This is a genomic window from Sphingomonas sp. ABOLG (assembly GCF_003950435.1).
GTDB lineage: Bacteria > Pseudomonadota > Alphaproteobacteria > Sphingomonadales > Sphingomonadaceae > Sphingomonas > Sphingomonas panaciterrae.
The window spans coordinates 169379-191626 of the sequence record NZ_QQWW01000008.1 but is presented as its reverse complement, the minus strand read 5'-3'; the positions used below and the strand labels follow the sequence as shown (position 1 = coordinate 191626).

The 22248-nt window shown below is 67.6% G+C and carries 20 protein-coding genes and 2 pseudogenes; 8 read left to right on the top strand and 14 right to left on the bottom strand.

The window, feature by feature from the left end:
• The first annotated feature begins 88 nt into the window (after positions 1 to 88).
• Positions 89 to 412 (top strand): plasmid pRiA4b ORF-3 family protein, encoded by a 324-nt coding sequence (locus CA236_RS11500; RefSeq protein ID WP_346962770.1) that lies wholly within the window; start codon positions 89 to 91, stop codon positions 410 to 412.
• A 376-nt stretch (positions 413 to 788) separates the two neighbouring features.
• On the opposite strand, the gene CA236_RS11495 is transcribed toward CA236_RS11500, so the two are convergent.
• The 9 genes from CA236_RS11495 to CA236_RS11455 all read right to left on the bottom strand — a co-directional run bounded on the left by CA236_RS11495 (position 789) and on the right by CA236_RS11455 (position 7862).
• On the bottom strand, positions 789 to 1058 hold the full coding sequence (locus tag CA236_RS11495; RefSeq protein WP_125945701.1) for a hypothetical protein: 270 nt from the start codon (positions 1056 to 1058) through the stop codon (positions 789 to 791).
• Positions 1059 to 1180: 122 nt separating this feature from the next.
• The gene (locus CA236_RS11490; protein ID WP_125945700.1) at positions 1181 to 1363 is read right to left on the bottom strand and encodes a hypothetical protein; all 183 of its coding nucleotides are present in this window, start codon (positions 1361 to 1363) and stop codon (positions 1181 to 1183) included.
• A 256-nt stretch (positions 1364 to 1619) separates the two neighbouring features.
• Entirely contained in the window at positions 1620 to 2903 is a 1284-nt protein-coding gene (locus tag CA236_RS11485; protein ID WP_125945699.1) for an HD-GYP domain-containing protein, read from the bottom strand.
• Positions 2904 to 3035: 132 nt separating this feature from the next.
• The gene (locus CA236_RS11480; RefSeq protein ID WP_164518922.1) at positions 3036 to 3884 is read right to left on the bottom strand and encodes a diguanylate cyclase; all 849 of its coding nucleotides are present in this window, start codon (positions 3882 to 3884) and stop codon (positions 3036 to 3038) included.
• A gap of 249 nt (positions 3885 to 4133) precedes the next feature.
• Positions 4134 to 4736 carry a plasmid pRiA4b ORF-3 family protein gene (locus tag CA236_RS11475; protein WP_125945697.1) on the bottom strand — a complete coding sequence of 201 codons (603 nt, stop codon included), beginning with the start codon at positions 4734 to 4736 and terminating at the stop codon, positions 4134 to 4136.
• Complete coding sequence (locus CA236_RS11470; RefSeq protein ID WP_125945696.1) at positions 4733 to 6295, bottom strand: IS66 family transposase; 1563 nt, start codon at positions 6293 to 6295, stop codon at positions 4733 to 4735. The genes CA236_RS11475 and CA236_RS11470 overlap by 4 nt, the downstream gene beginning before the upstream one ends.
• Positions 6296 to 6338: 43 nt before the next feature.
• Positions 6339 to 6686, bottom strand: a complete 348-nt coding sequence (gene tnpB, locus CA236_RS11465; protein ID WP_277600066.1) for an IS66 family insertion sequence element accessory protein TnpB — start codon at positions 6684 to 6686, stop codon at positions 6339 to 6341.
• On the bottom strand, positions 6683 to 7045 hold the full coding sequence (locus CA236_RS11460) for a transposase (protein ID WP_206430558.1): 363 nt from the start codon (positions 7043 to 7045) through the stop codon (positions 6683 to 6685). Before CA236_RS11460 ends, tnpB begins: the two co-directional genes overlap by 4 nt.
• Before the next feature lie 190 nt (positions 7046 to 7235).
• Complete coding sequence (locus CA236_RS11455) at positions 7236 to 7862, bottom strand: TetR/AcrR family transcriptional regulator (RefSeq protein ID WP_125945695.1); 627 nt, start codon at positions 7860 to 7862, stop codon at positions 7236 to 7238.
• A gap of 74 nt (positions 7863 to 7936) precedes the next feature.
• Here CA236_RS11455 and CA236_RS11450 point away from each other — a divergent pair, with 74 nt between their 5' ends.
• From CA236_RS11450 to CA236_RS11430, 5 genes are read left to right on the top strand one after another with little or no spacing between them, the layout of a single operon-like run.
• Positions 7937 to 8941, top strand: a complete 1005-nt coding sequence (locus CA236_RS11450) for an efflux RND transporter periplasmic adaptor subunit (RefSeq protein WP_125945715.1) — start codon at positions 7937 to 7939, stop codon at positions 8939 to 8941.
• Between the two features lies 1 nt (position 8942).
• A complete protein-coding gene (locus CA236_RS11445) occupies positions 8943 to 10709 on the top strand; it encodes an ATP-binding cassette domain-containing protein (RefSeq protein ID WP_125945694.1) in 1767 nt (588 codons plus the stop codon).
• Entirely contained in the window at positions 10706 to 11827 is a 1122-nt protein-coding gene (locus tag CA236_RS11440) for an ABC transporter permease (protein ID WP_125945693.1), read from the top strand. Before CA236_RS11445 ends, CA236_RS11440 begins: the two co-directional genes overlap by 4 nt.
• Entirely contained in the window at positions 11827 to 12933 is a 1107-nt protein-coding gene (locus tag CA236_RS11435) for an ABC transporter permease (protein ID WP_125945692.1), read from the top strand. Before CA236_RS11440 ends, CA236_RS11435 begins: the two co-directional genes overlap by 1 nt.
• Positions 12930 to 14342 (top strand): efflux transporter outer membrane subunit, encoded by a 1413-nt coding sequence (locus CA236_RS11430; RefSeq protein ID WP_164518921.1) that lies wholly within the window; start codon positions 12930 to 12932, stop codon positions 14340 to 14342. Before CA236_RS11435 ends, CA236_RS11430 begins: the two co-directional genes overlap by 4 nt.
• A gap of 184 nt (positions 14343 to 14526) precedes the next feature.
• Here the strand turns inward: CA236_RS11430 and CA236_RS11425 are convergent, their stop codons facing one another.
• Together CA236_RS11425 and CA236_RS11415 are read right to left on the bottom strand one after the other, a co-directional pair.
• Positions 14527 to 15591, bottom strand: a complete 1065-nt coding sequence (locus CA236_RS11425; RefSeq protein ID WP_125945690.1) for an efflux RND transporter periplasmic adaptor subunit — start codon at positions 15589 to 15591, stop codon at positions 14527 to 14529.
• 723 nt (positions 15592 to 16314) lie between these two features.
• Entirely contained in the window at positions 16315 to 16767 is a 453-nt protein-coding gene (locus tag CA236_RS11415; RefSeq protein WP_125945689.1) for an SDR family NAD(P)-dependent oxidoreductase, read from the bottom strand.
• Between the two features lie 189 nt (positions 16768 to 16956).
• Here CA236_RS11415 and CA236_RS11410 point away from each other — a divergent pair, with 189 nt between their 5' ends.
• Positions 16957 to 17619 (top strand): Crp/Fnr family transcriptional regulator, encoded by a 663-nt coding sequence (locus CA236_RS11410; RefSeq protein ID WP_125945688.1) that lies wholly within the window; start codon positions 16957 to 16959, stop codon positions 17617 to 17619.
• Between the two features lie 6 nt (positions 17620 to 17625).
• Here the strand turns inward: CA236_RS11410 and CA236_RS11405 are convergent, their stop codons facing one another.
• Both CA236_RS11405 and CA236_RS18795 read right to left on the bottom strand, forming a co-directional pair.
• Positions 17626 to 19359 carry a GMC family oxidoreductase N-terminal domain-containing protein gene (locus CA236_RS11405; RefSeq protein WP_241212620.1) on the bottom strand — a complete coding sequence of 578 codons (1734 nt, stop codon included), beginning with the start codon at positions 19357 to 19359 and terminating at the stop codon, positions 17626 to 17628.
• 19 nt (positions 19360 to 19378) lie between these two features.
• Positions 19379 to 19705: a hypothetical protein gene (locus CA236_RS18795; RefSeq protein ID WP_164518920.1), complete on the bottom strand. Its 327-nt coding sequence runs from the start codon at positions 19703 to 19705 to the stop codon at positions 19379 to 19381.
• Between the two features lie 112 nt (positions 19706 to 19817).
• Between CA236_RS18795 and CA236_RS11395 the strand changes: the two are divergent.
• A pseudogene (locus CA236_RS11395) lies at positions 19818 to 20650 on the top strand (IS3 family transposase); the annotation flags it as partial.
• Positions 20651 to 20864: 214 nt separating this feature from the next.
• Here the strand turns inward: CA236_RS11395 and CA236_RS11390 are convergent.
• Positions 20865 to 22161 (bottom strand): annotated as a pseudogene (locus CA236_RS11390) (IS110 family transposase).
• Positions 22162 to 22248: the final 87 nt, after the last annotated feature.

Sequence of the window (22248 nt, the reverse complement as noted above, 5' to 3'; positions counted from 1 at the left end):
CGCCACAGCTCGTCCCAGCGGGTCGCCGGCGACTGGCCCGCCACCCGCTGGGACGAGCTGATGCCGTGGAACTGGGTGCCCCAGACAGATCAGCCAACAGCCCAAGCCGCATAAACTGCGGTCCTCACGCCACGCTTACGGTCCAGGCGAGCCGGACGTCAAATACCCACGCTTCGTCGCCGGCGAACGGCGCTGCCCGCCCGAGGATGTCGGTTGCTTGCCCGGATACGAGATGTTCCTGAAGGCCATGGGCGACCCCACCCATGAGGAACACGACCGCCTGCGCGACTGGTATGGCGGCCCTTATAACCCCGACGACATCGACGAACGCTTCACCAGGCACGCGGTCGCCGCCATCGCCATCCGCCGTCATGCCGGCAAGGTCGCCTACCAGAAGAGCAGGCCGAAATAGCAAGGCGGTCTACCCGCCATGCTTACCGATCACCCGCTGGGTTCGATGGACCACCTTCTCCGTCGGCGACAGCTTGACCCACTCATCACGCTTTATTCTCGGCATCTAACCCTCCAGACGGCATCATCGCCAATCAGGAATATAGCTCGGGTTAGGTAGTGTTCCCATCCAAAGCCGCCCCAGCTGAGACCCGCCTAGGTTCCAAAGCCAACGTCCGTTACGCCGCCTCCCTCGTGGAAGCGCGTAGAGAAGGATGGTGCCGCTTGATTGCAGCAGCGCCCGCGATGTGCCGACGCAACGAGGGCGCCCAGGTCTTACCTGAGCGCCCCCTACAGCGCAGGTCGGGCTTGGGACCAGCCAGCTCCGTCCGTTACCTCTACATGCCGTTCGACAGGTTGGTGTCGGGGTCGTTCGTCCGCATGTCCTCGGCCTGGTTCTCGCCGGTCGCGCGCACCGCGTCGGCGGCGTTCTCGAGCCGGTCCTCGGCCGCGTCGTTGCTGACGTTGTCCGCCGCGTCCTCAAGGTTGTCGGCGACGCTCTCGGCGTTCGCCTCGATGTTGTCGGCGGCGTGCTCGCGCGGGCTGGAGTTGCAGGCGGTCAGCGAGGCGAGGCCCGCCGCCAGCGCGAGAACGAGTGTCTTCTTCATCTTCCAGTATCCCTGTTGCGGCGGCTCGTTGGCCGGCGGCGCCCACTAACCCCGGAAATCGCCTGAGACGCAAGGTGCTTTGAGTCGCTCGTAGCCGGCAGCAGCAGCTAGAGGTCTGTGCTTTACAGGCTAATGTTGCGTCGCTCCATTTCCACCCACGCGATCTCTCCCAGAGCGCCGCGCGGCTCTGTTTGGAAGATGTCGCCCAGGTCGAGCAGGTCGTCGTCGCTAAGAGCGGATATCGCAAGCTCGATGTCGGCGAGGCGGCGCACGGCTTCCTCGTTGCGGCGAGCCAGCCGCTTCATCTGTAGTCGGAGCATGACGGCACCCTAGCAGGAACGAGCTAGCGGAAGGTGCAAAATGTGGCTGCCTTCCGCCTCGTCACTTGTGTCCGTGACGGCACGCGAACTTACACCGGCAAGTGTGGTTCTGAGTGAGAAGCGGAATGGCTGCTTTGGAGTAGCCGCACGGGTTGATGCCCGTTCGTTCATCTAGCGATTCAGATTGACGCCTCCATTGGGCGGGGCAACGCACTTAATCGCAACCGCAAACCTCGCCGCGTCATGCAGGCTGCCCAGGTAGAGATCGTCCCGCCAAGACCCGATCGCGCATCGCGGGCCAGTCGTCGCCAAACTGCTCTTCCCCTTCATCAATCTTCACGACCTGATCGTCCTTGAAGCTATCGCCGAGAACGACGTCCTCATACTGCGAGGTCCGATCCTCCATGATGTTGTAGAATGAGCGGGCCGCGCCTCGACCGTTGGCGGACGCCGTAGGCATAATAACGGCGAGTCGGTTCGAACGCAGACGAACAAGACTACCCACCGGATATACGCCGATGCCGCGCATGAATTTGAGCAGCAAATTTTGGTCGATCATGTCCGGAAGGGAGGCCATCTCTACGATGGCGTCGGCAGGCGACTTGCCCTTCTTGTAAGGACGGTTCGAAGTCATCGCGTCGTATACGTCGCAGATCACGGCGATGCGGGCGGCGGTTGTGATCTGGTCGGCATGCAGGCCGAAGGGATAGCCCGTCCCATCGAGCCGCTCGTGATGATGTAGACAAACGTCCAACGCGACGGACGGAACCTGCGGATCCGACGCTAGCAACCGGTGCCCCATCTCGGGATGCTGACGGATCAAAGCGCGCTCGCCTTCATCGAGCGGCCCTGCCTTGCCGAGGATAGAAGTAGCAATCGAGAGCTTACCGATATCGTGGAGCATTCCAGCTATACCAAGTTCGGCGACCTCGTCCGGCGTTGCGTTGTTGGCGCGCCCAAGCGTGATCATCAACGCACAGACAGCGATTGAATGCGTGTACGTGTAGCCGTCCTTCTCCTTCAGGCGGGTCACGCTGGCGAAGGCGGCGCCGTTATGCTCAAGCGCATCAGCAATGTCCTTCACCACCGCGGCGATCTGGGGCATCACCACCGGGTGGCCACGGCGACAATCATCGAACACTTCGCCGATGATCTTTGCGGACCTCTTGACCACCGCGGACGCGCGCTTCCTGTCCGCCTGGTCAAAGGCGGGCGGCGTCGGGAGTCTTCTTGGCAATCGCGGGGCGCTTGATTTTTTTACTTGCAGCAAAGCGGCAGGTCGCCCCGCCGGAGTCTTCGGTCGAACTGCAGTGCTGCTTTCGTGTGGCAGATCGTTCGTCAGGGGCTTCGGACCTCTGCGCGCATCAATGAACAGATTGGTCCCGCCATTCCTTACCCGTTCGAGATCGGCCATAGATTTGATAACAAAACGCTCACGCCAGAAGGGGTGGGACAGCCAGCCGTCCTCCAGCCCTTCGACAATCATTCCAAGTCTCGCCTGTTTCGGTGTTATGCGGATCAGCAACTTCCAAACTCCGGGACAAGGGCCGCCATGCCGTCTTGACGGCAACGGAGCGCCGCTCGCCTAAATGATGCTGGATTGAGTCCGTCCGTCATTGCACGGTAGCCGAACAAGCAGCTTTCAATATTGCGCATGTTAACGCGTCTCGGAGACGGCGGCGACGACGCGGTTGCGGCCGCCTCGCTTGGCTTCGTAGAGCATTCGGTCGGCAGCCTCGATAGCCACATCCTCCTTCGTGCCCTCAAATGCCGCCACGCCGATTGAGATGGTGACGGAGCCGATGAACTCATCAGTCTGGCGATCGCGGAATGTGCGGTCTTCCAGGTTCGATCGAGCGCGTTCGAGAATTGCAACCGCCTTTGCGACACTCACGCCGTCGAAAAACACAAGAAATTCCTCGCCGCCCCATCGTGCCAGGGTGTGAGAGCCGAGACTCTGCGACAGGCAATCCCCTACGGCTTTCAGGACACGGTCGCCGACGCCGTGTCCGAAGGTGTCGTTCACCTGCTTGAAGTGATCGACATCGCAAAGCGCGACGCTGCTGTTTCGTGACGATCGGCGAGCCGACATCTCCCTCCGGGCGCCGCGGCGATTGAGAAGGCCTGTCAGCGCGTCGCGATGAGCGTCGTCCCGTGAGATCTCTACCTGCTGGCGCAATTCCTCGATCTCGCTGGAGGCGGCATTCAACTGAGCTTGAATATCTTGAGTGCGCTGAACCATCGCCTTCACGATCTGCTCGACCGAATTCGGGCCACCGGAAAGCTGGAATAGGCCGGCGGACAGGTCGCGCCCGAAGTCGGAGGACCGGCTGGCAGCATGTGCTGCGATGTCCGCCAGCCTGAGAGTCTGATGGCGAAGAGCGTCATGGCTCGGTTCAGTGGCAGCATTCCCACCGTTCGGCTTGGCAGCTTGGGTCGCAGTGATGAAATCAACGTCCGCCTGAAGGAGGCGACGGCCTTCCATAAGGATCGCATCGACCGCCATCGCAGCGACGCTGTGCCGATCTGTTTTGCATCGCCACGCCAGCGCAAAATTGACCGGACTATGATCGAGTCTCTGCTCGGACAGGAACCGCAACGCCTCATATCCGGGTCCCGTTGCGGCTTCGGCGAGCGAGCTAGCGGGGGGAATGGAATTTGTTCTTACGACCATAGCGACAACTCGATGACTTAGGCGAAATCGTAAGCTCGACTGGTGAATGAAATGTGTAAGCGTGGCGGGTAGACCGCCTTGCTATTTCGGCCTGCTCTTCTGGTAGGCGACCTTGCCGGCATGACGGCGGATGGCGATGGCGGCGACCGCGTGCCTGGTGAAGCGTTCGTCGATGTCGTCGGGGTTATAAGGGCCGCCATACCAGTCGCGCAGGCGGTCGTGTTCCTCATGGGTGGGGTCGCCCATGGCCTTCAGGAACATCTCGTATCCGGGCAAGCCACCGACATCCTCGGGCGGGCAGCGCCGTTCGCCGGCGACGAAGCGTGGGTATTTGACGTCCGGCTCGCCTGGACCAACCGTTTCGATGGTGATGGTGTGCCGCCAGTCGTCGCCCATGTCGTAGGTGTAGGCGAGTTCTCGCACGCCCCGGTCGACGAGGGCGGCGAGCTTCACGTTCTTGGCGGCGGCCATGCCGCTGTCGGGCCACATCGGGTCCGGCACGCCGTAGCGTCGGTCGCCGGCCTCGAAGTGCCAGAGATGATAGTTCTCCCAGCCCATCGCAGCCTGGACGACGTCGTGGAGCATCTTGAGGCTGGCGGTGACCGGCATGTCGACCCGGCGCCAGATGGCGGGGTCGATGTCGTTGAGGACGATATGCAGGCGAGCGACGGTTTCGGCAGTCATGCCGCCAATCTGACAGGTTCGCGAGACCAGTTCCACGGCATGAGCTCATCCCATCGGCTTGCGGGCCAGTCGTCGGCGACCTTGGCGATGACGTCGGCGATATAGGCTTGCGGGTCGACGCCGTTGGCCTTGCAGGTCTGGATGACGGTGTAGATCGCGGCAGCTCGTTCACCGCCTGCTTTTGAGCCGGCGAACAACCAGTTGCGGCGACCGACAGCGACGCCGCGCAGGGCCCGCTCCGCGATGTTGTTGTCGATCTCCAGACGCCCGTCACCCAGGAAGCGGCACAGCGCCGGCCAGCGTTTGGTGCCATAGGCGATGGCTTTGGCCATGTCGGACTTGGGCGACAGGCGGCGAAGGGCAGCGTCGAGCACCTCGCGCAAGGCGTCGACCAGCGACTGGCTTCGTTCCTGTCGCGCTCGACGGCGTACATCCGGCGGCTGACCACGCACCTCCGCCTCGACGGCATAGAGCGCGCCGATGCGCTCCAGGATATCGGTGGTCAGCGGCGTGGAGAGGCGCTCGTGCAGGTCGAACACCTTGCGCCGGAAGTGTGCCCAGCATGCCACCTCGGTCGCGCCGCCCCGGTAAAGGCCGTCATACCCGGCATAGGCGTCAGCCTGGAGAAAGCCGCGGAAGCCGGCGAGATGCGACAGCGGGTGTGCAGCGGTGCGGTCGGGCGTGAAGCGATACCATGTCGCGCGCAGCGCCGTGCTGCCCGACGCCCGGTCGTCGGTTGCGTAAACCCATAGTCGCCCGGTCGCAGTCTTGCCCCGGCCGGGATCGAGCACCGGCACCGGCGTGTCATCGGCGTGGATCTTGTCGGCCTTGAGCACCGCATCGCGGATGCGGCTGACCACCGGGTCGAGCAGCGCTGCGGCTTGCCCACTCCAGCCCGCGAGCGTCGAGCGGTCGATGTCGAGACCCTGCGCAGCCATCATCTCGGCCTGGCGGTACAGCGGCAGGTGGTGGTCGAACTTGGCGACGACGACGTGCGCCAGCGTCGCGAAGGTCGCCTTGCCCCGCGCCACGGCGCTGACCGGCGCGGGTGCCTGGACGATTTTCTCGCAGGCCCGGCAGCTGTATTTGGGACGGACGTTGCGCACGACCCGCCAGCGCACCGGCACGATGTCGAGCATCTCGTGCGCGTCCATGCCCAGCCGGCGCAGCGCACCGCCGCAGTCCGGGCAGGTGCAGACGCCGGACGCGGGCTCGTGGATGATCTCCTCACGCGGCAGGTGACCGGGCAGGCTGCGGACCGGCGCCGGTCGGGGCATCATGTCGGGCGCGGCGGTCTCAACTGCGGAAACATCCCGCTCCGTTTCCAGCTCTTCCAGCGCCAGTTCGAGCTGCTCGATCTCGCGACCGAGCTTCTCCGACGAGGCGCCGAACTGCATCCGCCGCAACCGGGCGATCTGCCCGCGCAACGTGTCGATGAGCAGGTCGCGGGCGGCGAGCGCGGCATTGGCCCGGGCGAGCGAAGCCTCCAGCGCGGCGATCCGCGCGGTCGCATCAGCAGGGGAAACGGGCGCTTCCGACACGCAGAATTCATAGCAGATCGCACTCTCTCGGGCGAGCAGAACTCATGCAAAACCGCCGTTTTCAGCCCGCCAGCGCCGGCACGAACGTGCGCTCGGGCCGGCGCCAGTCGATGCCCTCCAGCAGCATCGACAGCTGCGCCGGCGTCAGTGTCACCGTGCCCGTGGCCGTCACCGGCCAGACGAAGCGGCCGCGGTCGAGCCGCTTGGAGAACAGGCACAAACCCTGGCCGTCGAACCACAGCAGCTTGACCAGATGGCCGCGCTTGCCGCGGAATGCGAACAGCGCACCGGAATGCGGGTTCTCCGTCAGCACCTGCTGGACCAGCACCGCCAGCCCGTCGAACCCCTTGCGCATGTCGGTCACGCCGCAGGCCAGGAACACCCGCGTCGGCAACGGCGCCGGGCTCACCTCAGCACCGACAGCACCCGCGCCAGGGCGCCGGCATCCACCGCGCCGTCCACGCTCACCCGCACGCCGCCCGGCAACTCGATGCAGATGAGGCCCGGCGCGGACGTCGCCGGCTGTGGCACAGGAGCGGCGACCTCGGCCACACGCACCTCGGCGAAGGTCGGCAGCGCGGGCGCGACCCCGCTCAGCTTGCCCAATCGCGCCTGCTTGCGCCACGTGTAGATCAGGCCGCTCGACACCTCGCGCCGCGCGATGACATCACGGACCCGCACGCCCGGCCGGAACGCCTCGGCCAGTATCTCCAGCTTCTCCGCGTCCGCCCAGCTCCGTCGGCCCGATACCCGGCCGACCACCTCCACACGACCAGTCGTACGAGCGCTCGTATGACCAGTCTCAGAACCGAAAACTTCCCGCACCGCCCGCGCCCTCGTCAAAGACGATAAGCATCCCGGCTACGGCCAAACGGGCAAGGCGGCCCTCAGGCCACGCTTACGACCTAAGCCAGCTGCGCGAAGATGTGGACGACTTCGAGGCACCAATACGCCGCCATCAGCGGGCAACGATGCTCCCGAGCACGAGGTCGAGATGCGCCTCGACCATCCGGTCGAGATCCATCGGCTCGACCGGCTCGAATACGAGCTTCCACACCGCCGCCAGGATCGCCGGGCCCATCAGCACCTCGGGATAGCGGGTCGCGGGGCTGTCGCGGAACTCGCCGCTGGCAATGCCGCGGCGCAGGATTTCGCCCGCGATCGCCTTGCCCCGGCTGATCGCCTCCCGGTGGTAGAAGCTCACAAGGTCGGGAAAGCGCTTCGCCTCCGCCACCAGCAGGCGCAGGATTTCGCGTCGCTCGGTCGCGACCATCTGCACGTACATCGTGCGGATCATCAGCTCGACCAGCGCGCGGCAACTCATGTCGGGAAGCGCCATCGCGCCCGTCATCCGCTCGAGCACCGGGGAGAAGGCATCGCGGACGACCGCCTCGAACAATTCCTCCTTGGTCGAGAAATAGAGGTAGATCGTTCCCTTCGCGATGCCCGCCCGCTCCGCCACGTCGTCGAGGCGGGCGGCAGCGAAGCCTCGTTCGGAGAATACCGAAAGCGCGGCCGCCAGAATCTCGCTCGGACGCGCTTCCTTTCGTCGCCGGCGGGGCGAGGGGTCGGCTGGCTTGGTCATCCTCGATTTCTGACTTGCCAGTCAGCAAGAGGCAAGTCTAGATAATGACCGACGGGTCAGTCAGGGGCGAGTCGATGCCGGGTGAGAGGCGGGTGGTGGTCGTGGCGTTGGGGTTGGTCGTCGCGGTGGCGATCGCGGCCTGGTTGCTGACGCGGGGGGGCGGGGACAAGCCGCTCACCCTCTACGGCAACATCGACATCCGCGAGGTCGACCTGTCCTTCCGCGTCGAAGGCAAGGTCGCCGACGTGCTCGTCGACGAGGGCGATGCCGTGCGCGCCGGACAGGTCGTCGCGATGCTTGATGCCGAGCCGCTGCGCACCGACCTTGCCGAAGCCGAGGCGACGATCGCCGCGCAGCGCTCGCAGCTCGACCTGTTGCGCGCGGGCAACCGGCGCGAGGACATCGCGCAGGCCGCAGCGGCGGTGGCCGAGCGGCGCGCGGCGCTCGCCAACACACAGGGCGACGTCGATCGGCTGTCGAGCCTGCGCGGCACCGGCGCCATCGCCGACCGGCGGATCGAGGATGCGATCAACCAGCGGGACGAGGCTGCCGCGCGGTTGCACGCCGCAGAGCAGGCGCTCGCCGAGCAGCGGGCGGGCACCCGGCCGCAGGAGATCGCGCAGGCGGCAAGCAACGTCGATCGCGCGCGCGCCGCCGCCGACCGCATCCGGCTGCGTGTCAACGACACCGTGCTCCGCGCGCCCTCCGACGGCACGATCCTTACCCGGGCGGTCGAGAAGGGTGCCAATGTAGCCGCCGGATCGACCGCCTTTACCGAGGCGCTGGCGCGGCCCGTCTGGGCGCGCGTGTTCGTCGATGCGCCCAATCTGGGTCTCGTCGCGCCGGGCACGATCGTCCGCATCACCACCGACGCGGCGCCGGGCAAGAACTATCGCGGGCGCATCGGCTATGTCTCCCCTACCGCCGAGTTCACGCCCAAGTCGGTCGAGACCGAGGCATTGCGCACCGCCCTCGTCTATCGCGCGCGCGTCGTCGTCCTCGATCCCGATGCGCGGCTGCGACAGGGCATGCCGATCACCGTCACGCTCGCCAGCGGCGCCCGCGCGGTCGAGGATTGAGATGGCCGGCGACGCGCCCGCCATCCGCTTCGGCGGGCTGGTCCGCAGCTTCGGTACGGGCGACGCGCGCGTCGTCGCGATCGACGACCTCACCGCCACGATCCGCGCCGGGGTGATCACCGGGCTGGTCGGCCCCGATGGCGCGGGCAAGACGACGCTGATCCGCATGATCGCCGGGCTGCTCGCGCCCACCGGCGGCAGCCTGCGGGTCGCCGGGCTGGACCCGGCGAGCGACGGCGACGCGCTGCGGCAACAGCTCGGCTACATGCCGCAGCGGTTCGGGCTGTACGAGGACCTGACCGTCCTCGAGAACCTCTCGCTCTACGCCGAGCTGCGCGGCGTCGATCGTGCGGCACGGGGCGACATGTTCGCGCGGATGCTCGACTTCACCGACCTCCGCCGCTTCACCGATCGCCGCGCGGGCAAATTGTCGGGCGGCATGAAGCAGAAGCTCGGGCTCGCCTGCACGCTGCTGGGCGATCCGCCGATCCTGCTGCTCGACGAGCCCTCGGTCGGCGTCGATCCGATCTCGCGCCGGGAACTGTGGAAGATGGTCGGCGACCTTGCCGGCGCGGGCAAGACGATCCTCTGGTCCACCGCCTATCTGGACGAGGCAGAGCGCTGCCCCGAGGTGATCCTGCTCGATCGCGGCAAGCCGCTCTATTGCGGCAGCCCCGACGATCTCGCCGGGCGGGTGGAGGGTCGCAGCTGCCTGATCCGCGGCATCGACGGCAATCGCCGCCGGGTGCTAAAGCACGCGCTCCAGTCCGACCGGGTCGAGGACGGCGTGATCCAGGGCCGGTCGGTGCGCGTCGTCCTCAAGGACAAGGACCGCCCGCTGGACCTCGCCGCAGTCGATGCGGGACCGGACGCGCGCCTCGATCCGGTGACGCCGCGGCTCGAGGATGCTGTCATCGACCTGCTGGGCGGCGGGCCGGGCGGCGTGTCGGTGGTCGCGAAGCTCCTGAAGGACGATCAGGAACGCCGCGGCGACGCGGCCGGCGAGGTGGTGATCGAGGCGAAGCACCTCACCAAGCGCTTCGGTGACTTTGCCGCGACCGACGATGTCAGCTTCGAGGTCCGGCGCGGCGAGATCTACGGCCTGCTCGGCCCCAATGGTGCGGGCAAGTCGACGACGTTCAAGATGCTCTGCGGCCTGCTCGTCCCCACGGCTGGCGAGGCAAAGGTGCTGGGCTACAGCCTCAAGCGCTCGCCGGGCGAAGCGCGCCAGCGGCTGGGCTATATGGCGCAGAAATTCTCGCTCTACGGCACGCTGTCGGTGCGCCAGAACATGGCCTTCTTCGCTGGCGTCTATGGCCTCGAGGGCAGGCACAAGCGCGAGCGGATCGACGCGATGATCGACGCCTTCGCGCTCCAGCCCTATCTCAGCCTGTCGCCCGACGCGCTGCCGCTCGGCTTCAAGCAGCGGCTCGCGCTGGCGTGCGCGATCATGCACGACCCCGCGGTGCTGTTCCTCGACGAGCCGACCTCGGGCGTCGATCCGCTCACAAGGCGCGAGTTCTGGACGCATATCAACGGCGTGGTCGAGAAGGGCGTGACCGTGATGGTCACGACCCACTTCATGGACGAGGCCGAATATTGCGACCGCATCGGCCTGGTCTATCGCGGCAAGCTCATTGCCAGCGGCCCGCCCGACGATCTGCGCGCAGAGGCCGCGACCGGCGAGAATGGCGATCCGTCGATGGAGGACGCCTTCATCGAACTGGTGGAGCGCGTCGATCGCGAGCATCAGAGGGCAGCCGCATGAGCCTCGCCTCGCGCCGCCTGTTCGCGCTGGTGCGCAAGGAAACGATTCAGACGCGGCGCGATCCGTCCAGCCTGCTGATCGCCGGGCTGATGCCGCTCTTGATGCTGTTCCTGTTCGGCTATGGCCTCAACCTCGACACCGGCACGACGCGGATCGCGATGGTGGTCGAGGACAGCGGGGCGGCGGCGCAGGACGTGGTCGCGGCGATCGCCGGGTCGCCCTACCTGCGCATCACCTATTTGGGCGACCGTGGCGGCGCGGCGCGATTGCTCGACCGGGGCGAGATCGGCGGGTTCGTGGTGGTGCCGGGCGGCTTTTCGCGCGCGGTGGTGCGCGGCGGCAGCAGCGATATTCAGGCGGTGACCGACGGCACCGACCCCAACACCGCCGCCTTCGTCAGCCGCTATGTCGCGGGCGCCGTCGCCGTCTGGCGCGCGCAGCGGACCCGAGGCGCGGGCGCGTCCGCGGATGCCGCGATCGCGACCGAGCCTCGTTTCTGGTTCAACCCCGCGACGATCAGCCGCAACACGCTGGTGCCCGGGTCGATCGCGGTGGTGATGACCGTGGTCGGCGCACTGCTTACCTCGCTCGTCGTCGCGCGCGAATGGGAACGCGGGACGATGGAGGCGCTGCTCTCCACCCCCGTCACCCGCGCCGAGCTGCTGCTCACCAAGATCATCCCCTATTTCGGGCTCGGAATGGTCTCGATGGCGATCTGTATAGTGCTGTCGACGCTGGTGCTGGGGGTGCCGTTCCGCGGCTCGCTCGCCCTGCTGTTCCTCGCGACCGCTCTGTTCCTCGGCACTGCGCTTGGCCTTGGCCTCCTCCTCTCGACCGTGATCCGCAGCCAGTTCAACGCGGCACAGGCGGCGCTCAACGCGGCGTTCCTGCCCGTCATGATGCTGTCGGGCTTCGTCTACGAGATCGGCAGCATGCCGCAGCCGGTGCAGGTCGTCGCGTCGATCCTGCCGGGGCGTTACTTCGTCACCATCCTCCAGACGCTGTTCCAGTCGGACGCGGCGGGCCGCCTCTACTGGCTCAATGCGATGGCGCTCGCGCTGATCGCCACGATCTTCCTTACACTGACCGCGCTCAAGACCAAGCGGACACTAGATTGATGTGGAACCGGCTGCGCACCCTGATCCTCAAGGAATTGCAGGCGATCCTGCGCGACCCTGCGGCACTCCGCCTACTCATCATGCCGGTGATCCTGCAGAGTGTGCTGTTCCCCTTCGCCGCGACGCTCGACGTGCGCAATGCAGCGGTCGCAGTGCTCAACGAGGATCACGGCTCTGCCTCGACCGAGATCGTCCAGCGCATCGCCGCCGCCGACGCCTTCGGCACCCTGCGCCCGGTGACGAGCGAGCGCGAGCTGCGCACGCTGATCGACCGGCAACAGGTGCTGCTCGGCCTGCGCTTCCAGCCCGATTTCTCGCGCGACGTCGCCCGCGGCAATAGCGGATCGGTCCAGGTGATCGGCGACGGCCGGCGATCGAACAGCGCCCAGCTCGCCCAAGGCTATATCGACCAGATCGTGCAGGGCTATGCCGCCGAGCGCGGTGCGCGGGGTCCCTCGGTCGGGCGGGCACAGGTGGTCACGCGCAACTGGTACAATCCCAACCTCGAGGGGCGCTGGGCGATCGTCACCAGCATGGTCGCGGTCATGACGACGCTCGGCGCGCTGATCACCACCGCGCTGTCGGTCGCGCGCGAGCGCGAACAGGGGACGCTCGACCAGGTGCTCGTCTCGCCGCTGTCGCCCGCGCTCATCATGGTCGGCAAGACAATCCCCGCGGTCATGATCGCCATCGTTCAGGCGACCGCGATCACGCTGATCGCCATCTTCGCATTCGGCGTGCCGTTCACCGGATCGGTGCTGACGCTCTATGCCGGGATGCTGCTCTACGCCGTCGCGCTGTGTGGCTTCGGCCTGTTCATCTCGGCCATCTCGGCGACGCAGCAGCAGGCGTTCCTCGGCGTCTTCACCTTCATGATGCCCGCGATCCTCCTGTCGGGGTTCATCGCGCCAGTCGCGAACATGCCCGTCTGGCTGCAATGGGTCAGCTGGATCGATCCGCTCCGCCACTTCATCGTCATCGTGAAGGGGGTGTTCCTGAAGGGCAGCAGCCTCGCCGACCTTACCCCCAGCCTGTGGCCGATCGCGCTGATCGCCGTGCTGACGCTGACCGCCGCCTATGTCATCTTCCGAAAGGGAACCGCGTGAGGAGCCTCTCGTCCGCCTTGCTGCCGGTCGCGCTCGCGGCCTGTACCGTCGGGCCGGATTATCGCCCGACGGCGGCGGCGATCCCGCCCGCCTTCCGCGAAACGGCGCAGGCCGCGGCCCCGGCGCTCGACCGGTGGTGGGAGGGCTATGGCGACCCGGTCCTCGTCACGCTCGTCGATCGCGCGCTTGCCGCCAATCCCGACATCGCCATCGCCGAGGCGCGCATCGCACAGGCGCGTGCCCGGGCCGACGAGGCGACGGGCGGCCGGCTGCCGCAACTCTCGGCTCAGGGTGCAGCAACGCTCCGCCGCCTCAGCCGCAATGGCGAGCAGCTGGCGAACATTCCGACCGACCTCGTCTCGCCCGACCTCGACTACACCGTCTATCGCGCCGGCTTCGACGCGAGCTGGGAACTCGACCTGTTCGGCCGCAACCGCCGTCAGGTCGAGGCGGCCGCGGCACGCTACGGCTCGGCGGCGGAAGCGCGCAACGACACGCTCGTCCGCGTCGCCGGCGACGTCGCCCGCGCCTATGCCGACTACCGCGCCGCCGAGCGCCGGATCGAGGTCGCGACCGAGGCACTGGCCGCCGCGCGCCAGACCGCCGGGCTGACCGCACGCCTCGCCGACGCCGGGGAGGAAGCGCGCTCGGAAGCCGAGCGCGCCGCGAGCCTGGCCGAGGAGAGCGCCGCCGCCCTACCCCCGCTTCGTGCCGAGGCAGCGAGCTCGCTCTATCGCCTTGACGTGCTGCTCGGCGCCCAGCCGGGGACCGCGGCCGAGCTGGTGCGCGCCGCGCCGCAATCCGGCCTCACCGCGCCGGTGGTCCCGGCAGGCCTCCCCTCCGACCTGTTGCGCCGCCGCCCCGACATCCGCCGCGCCGAGCGCGAGCTTGCCGCCGCCACCGCCGATATCGGTATAGCGGTCGCCGATCTCTACCCCCGCTTCTCGCTGACCGGCAGCCTCGGGTTGGAGGCGCTGAGCCTGGGCAGCCTCGCCGAGAGCGCAAGCCGCTACGGCTCGCTGGTGCCGGGCTTCTCGCTGCCAATCTTCGACGGCGGCCGTCGGCGGGCGGTCGTTCGCCGACAGGAAGCGATGCGTGACGAGGCGCTCGCGGCCTACAACGCCGCGGTTATCCGCGCGCTGTCCGATGTCGAGACCGCTTTCCTGCGCCTTCGCGAGGACCGCAACCGCGCCGCCACGCTCGAACGCGCGCGCATCCGCCTTGCCACCACGCTCGACCTCACCCGCCGCCGCTACCGCGCGGGCGAGGCGAGCCTGACCGAGGTGCTCGACGTCCAGCGCCAAGTCTCGGCGCTCGACGACCGGATTGCCCAGGCCCAGGCGGCGGTGATCACGAATGCGATCAGCGTGGAGAAGGCGCTCGGCGGCGGGTGGCAGTCGCGGGTGTGAAGCCTGCAGTCGTTGCGGAATGCGATCACGAAGCGGGCGGATCAACTCTGTCCCAATGACGGCTCCCAGTGACTGGCCCAGTCCGAGTCCGCTTCAATGATCGCTATCGGGGCTTGGGCCGGGATGGACGATCGGCCAGAGTTGGGGCGCCGGTAGCGCTCTGTGAGCATCCGCACCTGGTTCTTCAACGCCGGCCGATTATCGCTCGCACGCGTTCGCCTTCGATTACGAACGAGGCCGCACCGAGCACCACCCGCGTGCCGGGCGGCGGCCCTTGGATCAGCTCTACATAGCCCTCGCCGCGCGCTCCGGTCCTGACCGGCACCTGCCTCACTCGCTCGCCACGCCCGAGAACGACGATGCGCGGCCCGTCCGCCGAAAAAACGATGGCGGACTCGGGCACCGCTGGAACGGCGCGGCCGGTGGCGTTGAAAGTCGCGGTCGCGAATCCGCCAGCGCGGATGTCGCGCCGCACCGGCAGGCGGACGTATACGAGCCCGAGCCGGCTCTCGGCGGTGACCTGCGGTCCCACGATGCGCACCGTCCCCGGGACCTCCGTTCCGTCGGCGAGCCGCACGCGGACAGCTTGGCCCGGCTGGGTCGCGCGCAGGTCCGGCTCGGCGAGCTCGGCCTGGAGCTCGACCAGCCCGTCCCGCGCGATTGTGAAGAACGGTGTCGCGCCGCCGCCCGTCACGTCGCCGGGTCGCACGCCACGCGTGAGCACCACGCCGCCGACCGGCGCCGTGATGGCGAGGCGCGAGCGACGGGTGAGCGCGTCGCGGAGTTGCGCCTGGGCGGAGCGCACCTGCGCCGCCGCCGCGGCGGCGTCCGTGTTGCGCTGGATGATCTGCTCGTCGGCGACCACACCCGAGCCTTCCAGACCCGCCACGCGGCGCGCCTGATCGGCCGCCCGGCGCTGCTGGGCGAGCGCCTGCGCGACCGCCGCGCGCTGCTGGGCGATCTGCGCCTCGAGCAGCGCCGGGTCGAGCTGCACCAGCGTCTGGCCGCGCCGCACCGTGTCGCCGACGTCGGCAAGGACCCGGAGCACGCGATACCCTGAAAGTTCCGAGCCGGCCGCCGCCTCCTCGCGCGGGCGGAGTGTGCCCGACGCGCCGATGGTGCGCCCGAGCGGGCGGAGCTCGACAGCGGCGACGCGAACGGCGCGGGGCGTCGGCGCGGCTGCCTGCTCGGGCTTCTTTTCCGAGCAGGAAACGAGGACGAGGGCTGCGACGAGGAGGGCGGCACGCATCAGTTGTCGGTCCTGCGAGAGGGAGGGGGATCGACGGGAGACCAGCCGCCGCCGAGCGCCTTGAAGAGCTGCACCGAGCGAGAGAGCGCGTCGATCCGGGCGTTCGAGGTCTGGCTGCGTGCGGCTCGCCATGTCGCCTCCGCGTCGAGCAGCCCTGAAGGTCGGTCAGCCCGCGGCGGTATTGAATGAGCGTTGCGTCGTAGGAGGCGCGGGCGCGTGTCTCGCCCTGCGAAAGCACCTCGACGCGGCGCCTGTCGGCGGCGAGCTGCGCGATAGCTTGGTCGGTCTCCGAGAAGGCGCGCTGGACGCTGCGTTCGAAGGCGAGCACCGCCTGCTCGGTCCGGGCTTCCTGAATCCGGACCTCCGTCGCGAGCCGTGCACGATCGAGCAAGGGCACGAGCAGGCTCGCGCCCAGTGACCAGAAGCCCGTGGTCGATTCGAACACGCCGCGCTGCGCGTTCAGCCCGGCGCTGGGCGTCAGCGTGATGGTAGGCAGCTGCGCCAGTTCGGCAGTGCGGAGCCGCCCGATCGCGCTCTCCAACCGCGCACGCGCCTCGAGCACGTCGGGGCGGCGCGTGAGAAGATCGGCGGGCAGTCCGGCGGGAACGGCGGGTGGCGTGGCGAGCGCGCCATGGATGGGAACGCTCTCCAGCCGGTCGCCGGCGCGACCGAGTAGGGCGAGGAGGCTCCGCCGCGCAGCGAAGAGCTGCGCCTCTTGAAGCGCTAGCTGGCCCTGCGCGGTAGCAAGGTCGGTGTCGATCCGGTTGACGTCGGCGCGCGGCGCGAGGCCCGCACCCCCGCCTTGGTCGCGCAGTAGACCGGGGAGGACCGCTTCGGAGCGATCGCCAGGCCGCTCGTGACGTTCCCGATCGCCGCCCGCGGTTGCTTGGCGAGGTGCGGCAGCAGCCCGGCGCACAGCGCGACCACCGCGTCGAGGTTCACCGCCGTCTCGCGGCGCAGGTCTGCGCGCCGGCTCCAGGCCGAGCCGTCGGGGAAGTTCGCCTCGATCTGAATGCCCGCGTTGTTGATGACGATCGACAGCTCGGGGAACCGTCGGGGCAAATCGGCGATGGCGGCGTGGAGCTTGTGCCGGTCGGACAAGTCCACCGGCCATGCGTGTACCTTGCCGGGCAGCTCGGCGGCGACGAGCTCCAGACGTGCCTGATCCCGTCCCATGGCAACACCTCGGCACCGCGCCGGGCGAGTTCACGTGTCAGTTCGTAACCGATGCCTCGGCCACCACCGGTGACCAGCGCCGTGACGCCTTCCAAATCCATCGCTTGACCTCCGTCGAAATGCGGCGCCCGAACCGCGCCCTCATCCCTGGGTAGCCCGAAGCCGGCGTTGGGCTATTATCCATGGATAATGGCCGAGGGCTCCAGAATATTGGGTGAGGCGCTGCGCGCGCTTGCCGGCGGGCCGCTGCCCGAACTTGAGGCCATCGAGGGTCGGCTGGTCACGCTGGACCTACCCCGCGGCGGCACGCTGTTTCGCCAGGGCGAGCCCGAGGGATCGGTCTGGTTCGTCGCCTCCGGGCTCGTCAAGCTGAGCTACGAGGACGCGGCGGGACGGGTGCTGACCAAGTCGATCGTGGAGGAAGGAGGTCTCTTCGCCAGCATCGCCGCGGTCGCCGGCGGGGAGGCTAGCTTCACCGCCGCCGCGCTCACGCCGCTCCGCGTCGAGCGCAGCGCATGGACCGCGCTGGAGGCGCTGGCGGCCCGCCATCACCCTTGGGAGACGGCCCTTCGTACGATGCTGATGCAGTATGCGCGGCAAAAGGAGGTCCGGGAGCACGAGGTGCTCACCCTGTCGGCGACGGAGCGTTGGCTGCGGCTCCTCGAGCGGCGGCCTGCGGTCTGCGCCAGGCTTCCCCAGACGGAGCTCGCCGCATTGATCGGGATCACGCCGGTCGCGCTGAGTCGTATCAAGGCTCGCCTCGGCCGGAGCAGCCGCGGATCGGGAACGAACGCCGGTGCTTCGCCCCAGCCGCGCCGCGCTCCGGCGTCCGGTGCCGCGCGAGGTCCTTGACGGCAATCAGGTCCGCATGGCGTCATCGCGGATGAGTTCGGACGCGCGTTCGCCGATCATCATCGACGCCGCGTTCGTGTTCCCCGAGACGATCCGCGGCATGATCGATGCGTCCGCGATGCGAAGTCCTTCGACGCCGCGAACCTTGAGCCTCGCGTCGACCACGGACTCCGGATCGCCGCCCATCCGGCAGCTGCCGACCGGATGGTAGACGCTGCCGCCGCTGCGACAGGCCCAGTCCAGGACCTCGTCGGGCGATGTGACCTCGCTGCCGGGGAAGCTCTCGGACGCGATCAGGTCGACCAGCGGCGGCTGCGCCGCGATGCGCCGCGCCCAGGTGCAGATGATGACCGCCATCGCCTGATCGCGTTCGGCCGACAGGTAGTTCGGCCGGATGACGGGCGTGTCGCGGGGCTCGGCGCTACGGAGCGAAATGGCCCCCCGGCTCTCCGGGCGCAGCTGGCAGCCGGTCAGGGTCAACCCAGGTCGCTCGTCGAGCCTGACACCGACGGGTCGGCCGTCCTCCCCCCGCGCCAGCGAGCCCGGCAGGCCGTGGAACTGCACGTCCGGCAAATCGATGGCCGGATCCGATCTGAGGAAGACCGCGACATCGGCCGCCGCCGAGGCGAGCAGGCCGGTGCGACCGAACGCATATCGGAGCAGCTCGCGAACGGGACGCTTCGCGGCGGTGTTGATCGAGGGCACCCCCGGCCTGAGGACGAACTCGTTGTAGAGCGTGTAATGGTCCTGCAGGTTTCGGCCCACTTCGGCGGCATTCCGCACGACATCTATTCCCAGCGCGCGAAGGTCGTCGGCCGGGCCGATGCCGGACAGCAGGAGGAGTTGCGGCGAGTTCACCGCGCCCGCTGACAGGACCACCTCCCGCCGCGCGCGAACGACCTCGACCCGGTCGCCCCGGTCGATCTCAGCGCCGACGGCCCGGCGTCCCTCGAACAGGATCCGTCGCACCGCGCTCCCGCTGACCACGCGGAGGTTGGACCGCTTCGTGACGGGGTGAAGATAGGCGGACGCGGCCGAGTGCCGACGTCCGCGCAGCATGGTGGTCTGGAACCAGCCGGCACCCTCCTGCTTGGAACCGTTGTAGTCGCCTGTGCGCGGAATACCGGCGCGTTCGCACGCCTCGACGAGCGCGATCGACACCGGGTGTCGGTCAGCCGGGTCGCAGATGTGAACCGCTCCGTCGTCTGACGGATCGCTCCGACGGCGCTCGATCCGTCGGAAGCAGGGTTCCACGTCGTCCCAGCTCCACCCCGTGCATCCCAGCTGACGCCAACCGTCATAGTCCTCTCGCTGGCCGCGGACATAGAGCAGGCCGTTGATGGAAGAGCTGCCGCCGAGAACGCGTCCGCGTGGCCAGAAGTGCTCCCGCCCGTGCGTGTGCCGGTCCGGCTCGGTGAGGTACGGCCACGTCACCTTGGGATCGGTCATGGCCCCCGCAAACCCGGCGGGATAGTGCAGGGACAGCGCCGATCCCAGATCGCGAAACCGGTGCCTCGGCCGATCATCTCCGCCCGCCTCCAGAAGGACGACCTGCGCCGCGGGATCGGCGCTCAAGCGGTTGGCCAGCACGCACCCGGCCGAGCCCGCACCGATTATCACATAGTCGGCAACGATCGAGGGTGTGCTCGATGGGGTCATGCTCGTCGTCTCCGCCGGCGCTTTGGGGTTTTTAAGGTTCTTCGGGGCGGCCGGTCGCCAACCGTCCCCGCGCGGGTCCACCCGAGTGCTTTGCTATTTGCTATCCTTCGCGGGCAAGCAGGAGTTCGAGCTTTTCAGCCATCGCGCCGACCGCGTCCCGACGGGCGGCGAGCGCGGCTGCCCGCTCCGCCTCCTCGTTCGGAAGCGCAGGCCCTACTTGGCGCAACCAGTCGAGGCGCGCGCCGTCGAGCCAGCGCTGACGCTCTGGTTCGTCTGCCCACCGACGCTCGTTCCGCGCATCGGCGATCGTCGTGCGCAGGAAGTCGCGGTCGGTGTCGGGGTGCGCGATCGGGCGGCACAGCTCGTTCTTAAGGGCCTCGTCGTCGTACGCCGCTTCGACGTGCGCGACGAACGCCGCGCTGAACACCTGCTGGCATGTGCGCACCGATTGGAGCGTAATGAGACCGTCGGCGAACTGAGCTGCCCCCTTCTGAGTGGTCCATCGACTATGACAGTCTGGACCAAGGAAGGGACGACGAATGCCTGCCAAGAAGCACAAGCCCGAGGAGATCATCGGGAAGCTGCGCGAGGTTGAGATCATGCTGGGCCAGGGCGGCACGACCGCCGAGGCGTGCCGGCGGATCGCGGTCAGCGAGCAGACCTACTACCGCTGGCGCAAGGAATATGGTGGCCTGAAGACCGATCAGGCTCGGCGGATGAAGGATCTGGAAAAGGAAAACCTGCGGCTGCGCCGGGCGATCTCGGACCTGACGCTGGACAAGCTCATCCTGCAGGAGGCAGCCAAGGGAAACTTCTGAGCCCCGCACGGCGTCGGCGCTGCATCGACCAGGTCAGGGAGGTGCTGGATGTATCCGAGCGGCGGGTGTGCCGCGTGCTCGGCCAGCACCGGTCGACGCAGCGCAAGGTGCCGTTCGGGGCAGATGACGAGTTGGCGCTCACCGAGGATATCATCGCCCTTGCCAGGCAGTACGGGCGCTACGGCTATCGCCGGGTGACGGCGCTGCTGCATGCGGCGGGTTGGTCGGTGAACCATAAACGGGTGGAACGGATCTGGCGACGCGAGGGGCTGAAGGTGCCGCAGCGCCAGCCGAAACGAGGCCGGTTATGGCTGAACGATGGCTCGTGCATCCGGTTACGGCCGGAGTATCCGGGGCATGTCTGGGCTTACGACTTCGTCGAGGAACGCACCCATGACGGACGCAAGTTCCGCATTCTGACCATCATCGACGAGGCGAGCAGGGAGTGCCTGGCACTCGTCGTCGCGCGCCAGCTCAAACACGAAGACGTACTGGCAGCGCTGGCCGAGTTGTTCATCGAGCGTGGTCCGCCCGCACATATCAGGTCGGACAACGTCCTATGTCGGGAAGCAGCGGCGGGTTTTGGCCAGCAGATATCCATGCGCCGACAACCGTCGGCGCGGCATGCAATCTGAGCCAGATGGCTCCCACCGTCAACGGGATCGCTCCCTGCCATAGCAAACACAGGATCCAGCAGCGCCGAGGCGGCCGTGGTCCTCACCATCCTTAAAACGAGATACGCACCCAGGTGGAAGGCCCGAACATTATCTACAGGGTCGCTCGACGAGCGCCCTCACGGCACTTGCAGAGAGGGGTCCTTCCACCTGGCATCCGACCGTTCGAGGAACGGCCGGTACTCTGTCCCCGTCTTGATGACGGCGTGAGCCACGCGCGCCATCTTGGCGGTGAGCGCCGTCATCGCCTTGCGGCGACGGTCGGCATCGTCCGCGTGCCCGGCGACATATCGTCCGAGCTTGTCGCGGAAGCTGTTGTCGCGCTGACGCGCGGCGACCTGGGCAGCCATCCAGAAGGTCCGGCGCAGGCGCGCATTGCCGTACTTGGACAGCTTCGTGCGGCCACGGAACGTGCCTGACTGACACGTTGCGAGATCGAGACCGCAGAACTTCAGGAACTGACGATGATGGTTGAAGCGCCGCAGATCACCGGCCTCGGCCAGGATGGTCAGCGCGTTGATCGGACCGATGCCCGGAATGTTGCGCAGCAGCTGGTAGTCGACGTCATCGGCGAGCCGCGCATGGGCCAGCCGCTCGATCTCGTCTCGCTGGTGGATGAGGCTGCGGCCCTGCGCGATGACCATGCGGAACATGGTGATGGCGGCTGAGTTCTCCGGCACCGGCAGTGCCGTCGAGGCGGACGCCGTCTCGTAGATGTCGTTGATGAGGCGTGCCTTGGAGACCTTGCGGCCGATGAGCGGCCATGCCGCGGCCGAGAACGCCTCGCGGTCCAGCGCCGTGATGGTGGCCGGCGTCGGAAACCGCTCGATGAGCGCCAGGAACCAGTCGGACCGGCTGTTGCCTGCGAAGCGGGCGATCTCGGGGAAGTACAGCGGCAGGTAGTGGGTCAGGATCCGATGCCAGGTCTGCGTCTTCATCCTTGAGATCGTCTCGTGAGTCTTCGAGAGCTCCTGCAGGTCGTTGATTCCGGCCACCAGCGGGTCGACGTAGCGCTGCGTCGCACCGATCCGCAGCATGTGCAGGATGACCTGCGCGTCCTTGGAGTCGTTCTTGTCCCAGCCGTTGTGCAGCGCCTCGCGCGTTCTGGCGAGCGCGACCGACGAGATGAGGCGCAGCTCGAACCCTGCCGTCAGCAGCCGGTGCGCCAGCGTACGATGGTAATTACCCGTCGCCTCGAACCCGACGATGATAGGGCGCCCGATAGCAGCGAGTTGCTCGGCAAAGCCGTCATAGTCCTGCCTGGTCGCCATGACGGTCATCCGCCGGCGCCGGCCGCCTTCCGGTCGCTCGATGAGAACCTCCTGTCGGCTCTTGGACATGTCGATGGCTACCAGCACGGCGCCGGCAGGCGTAGAGGTGAGCTTGGTCATGGTCGGTCGGCCTCCAAAGTGTTGTCTCGACAACCTCACTTTAGATACCTGCTGACCGGCCATGGCTTGCCCTGATGAAGTCTGCGG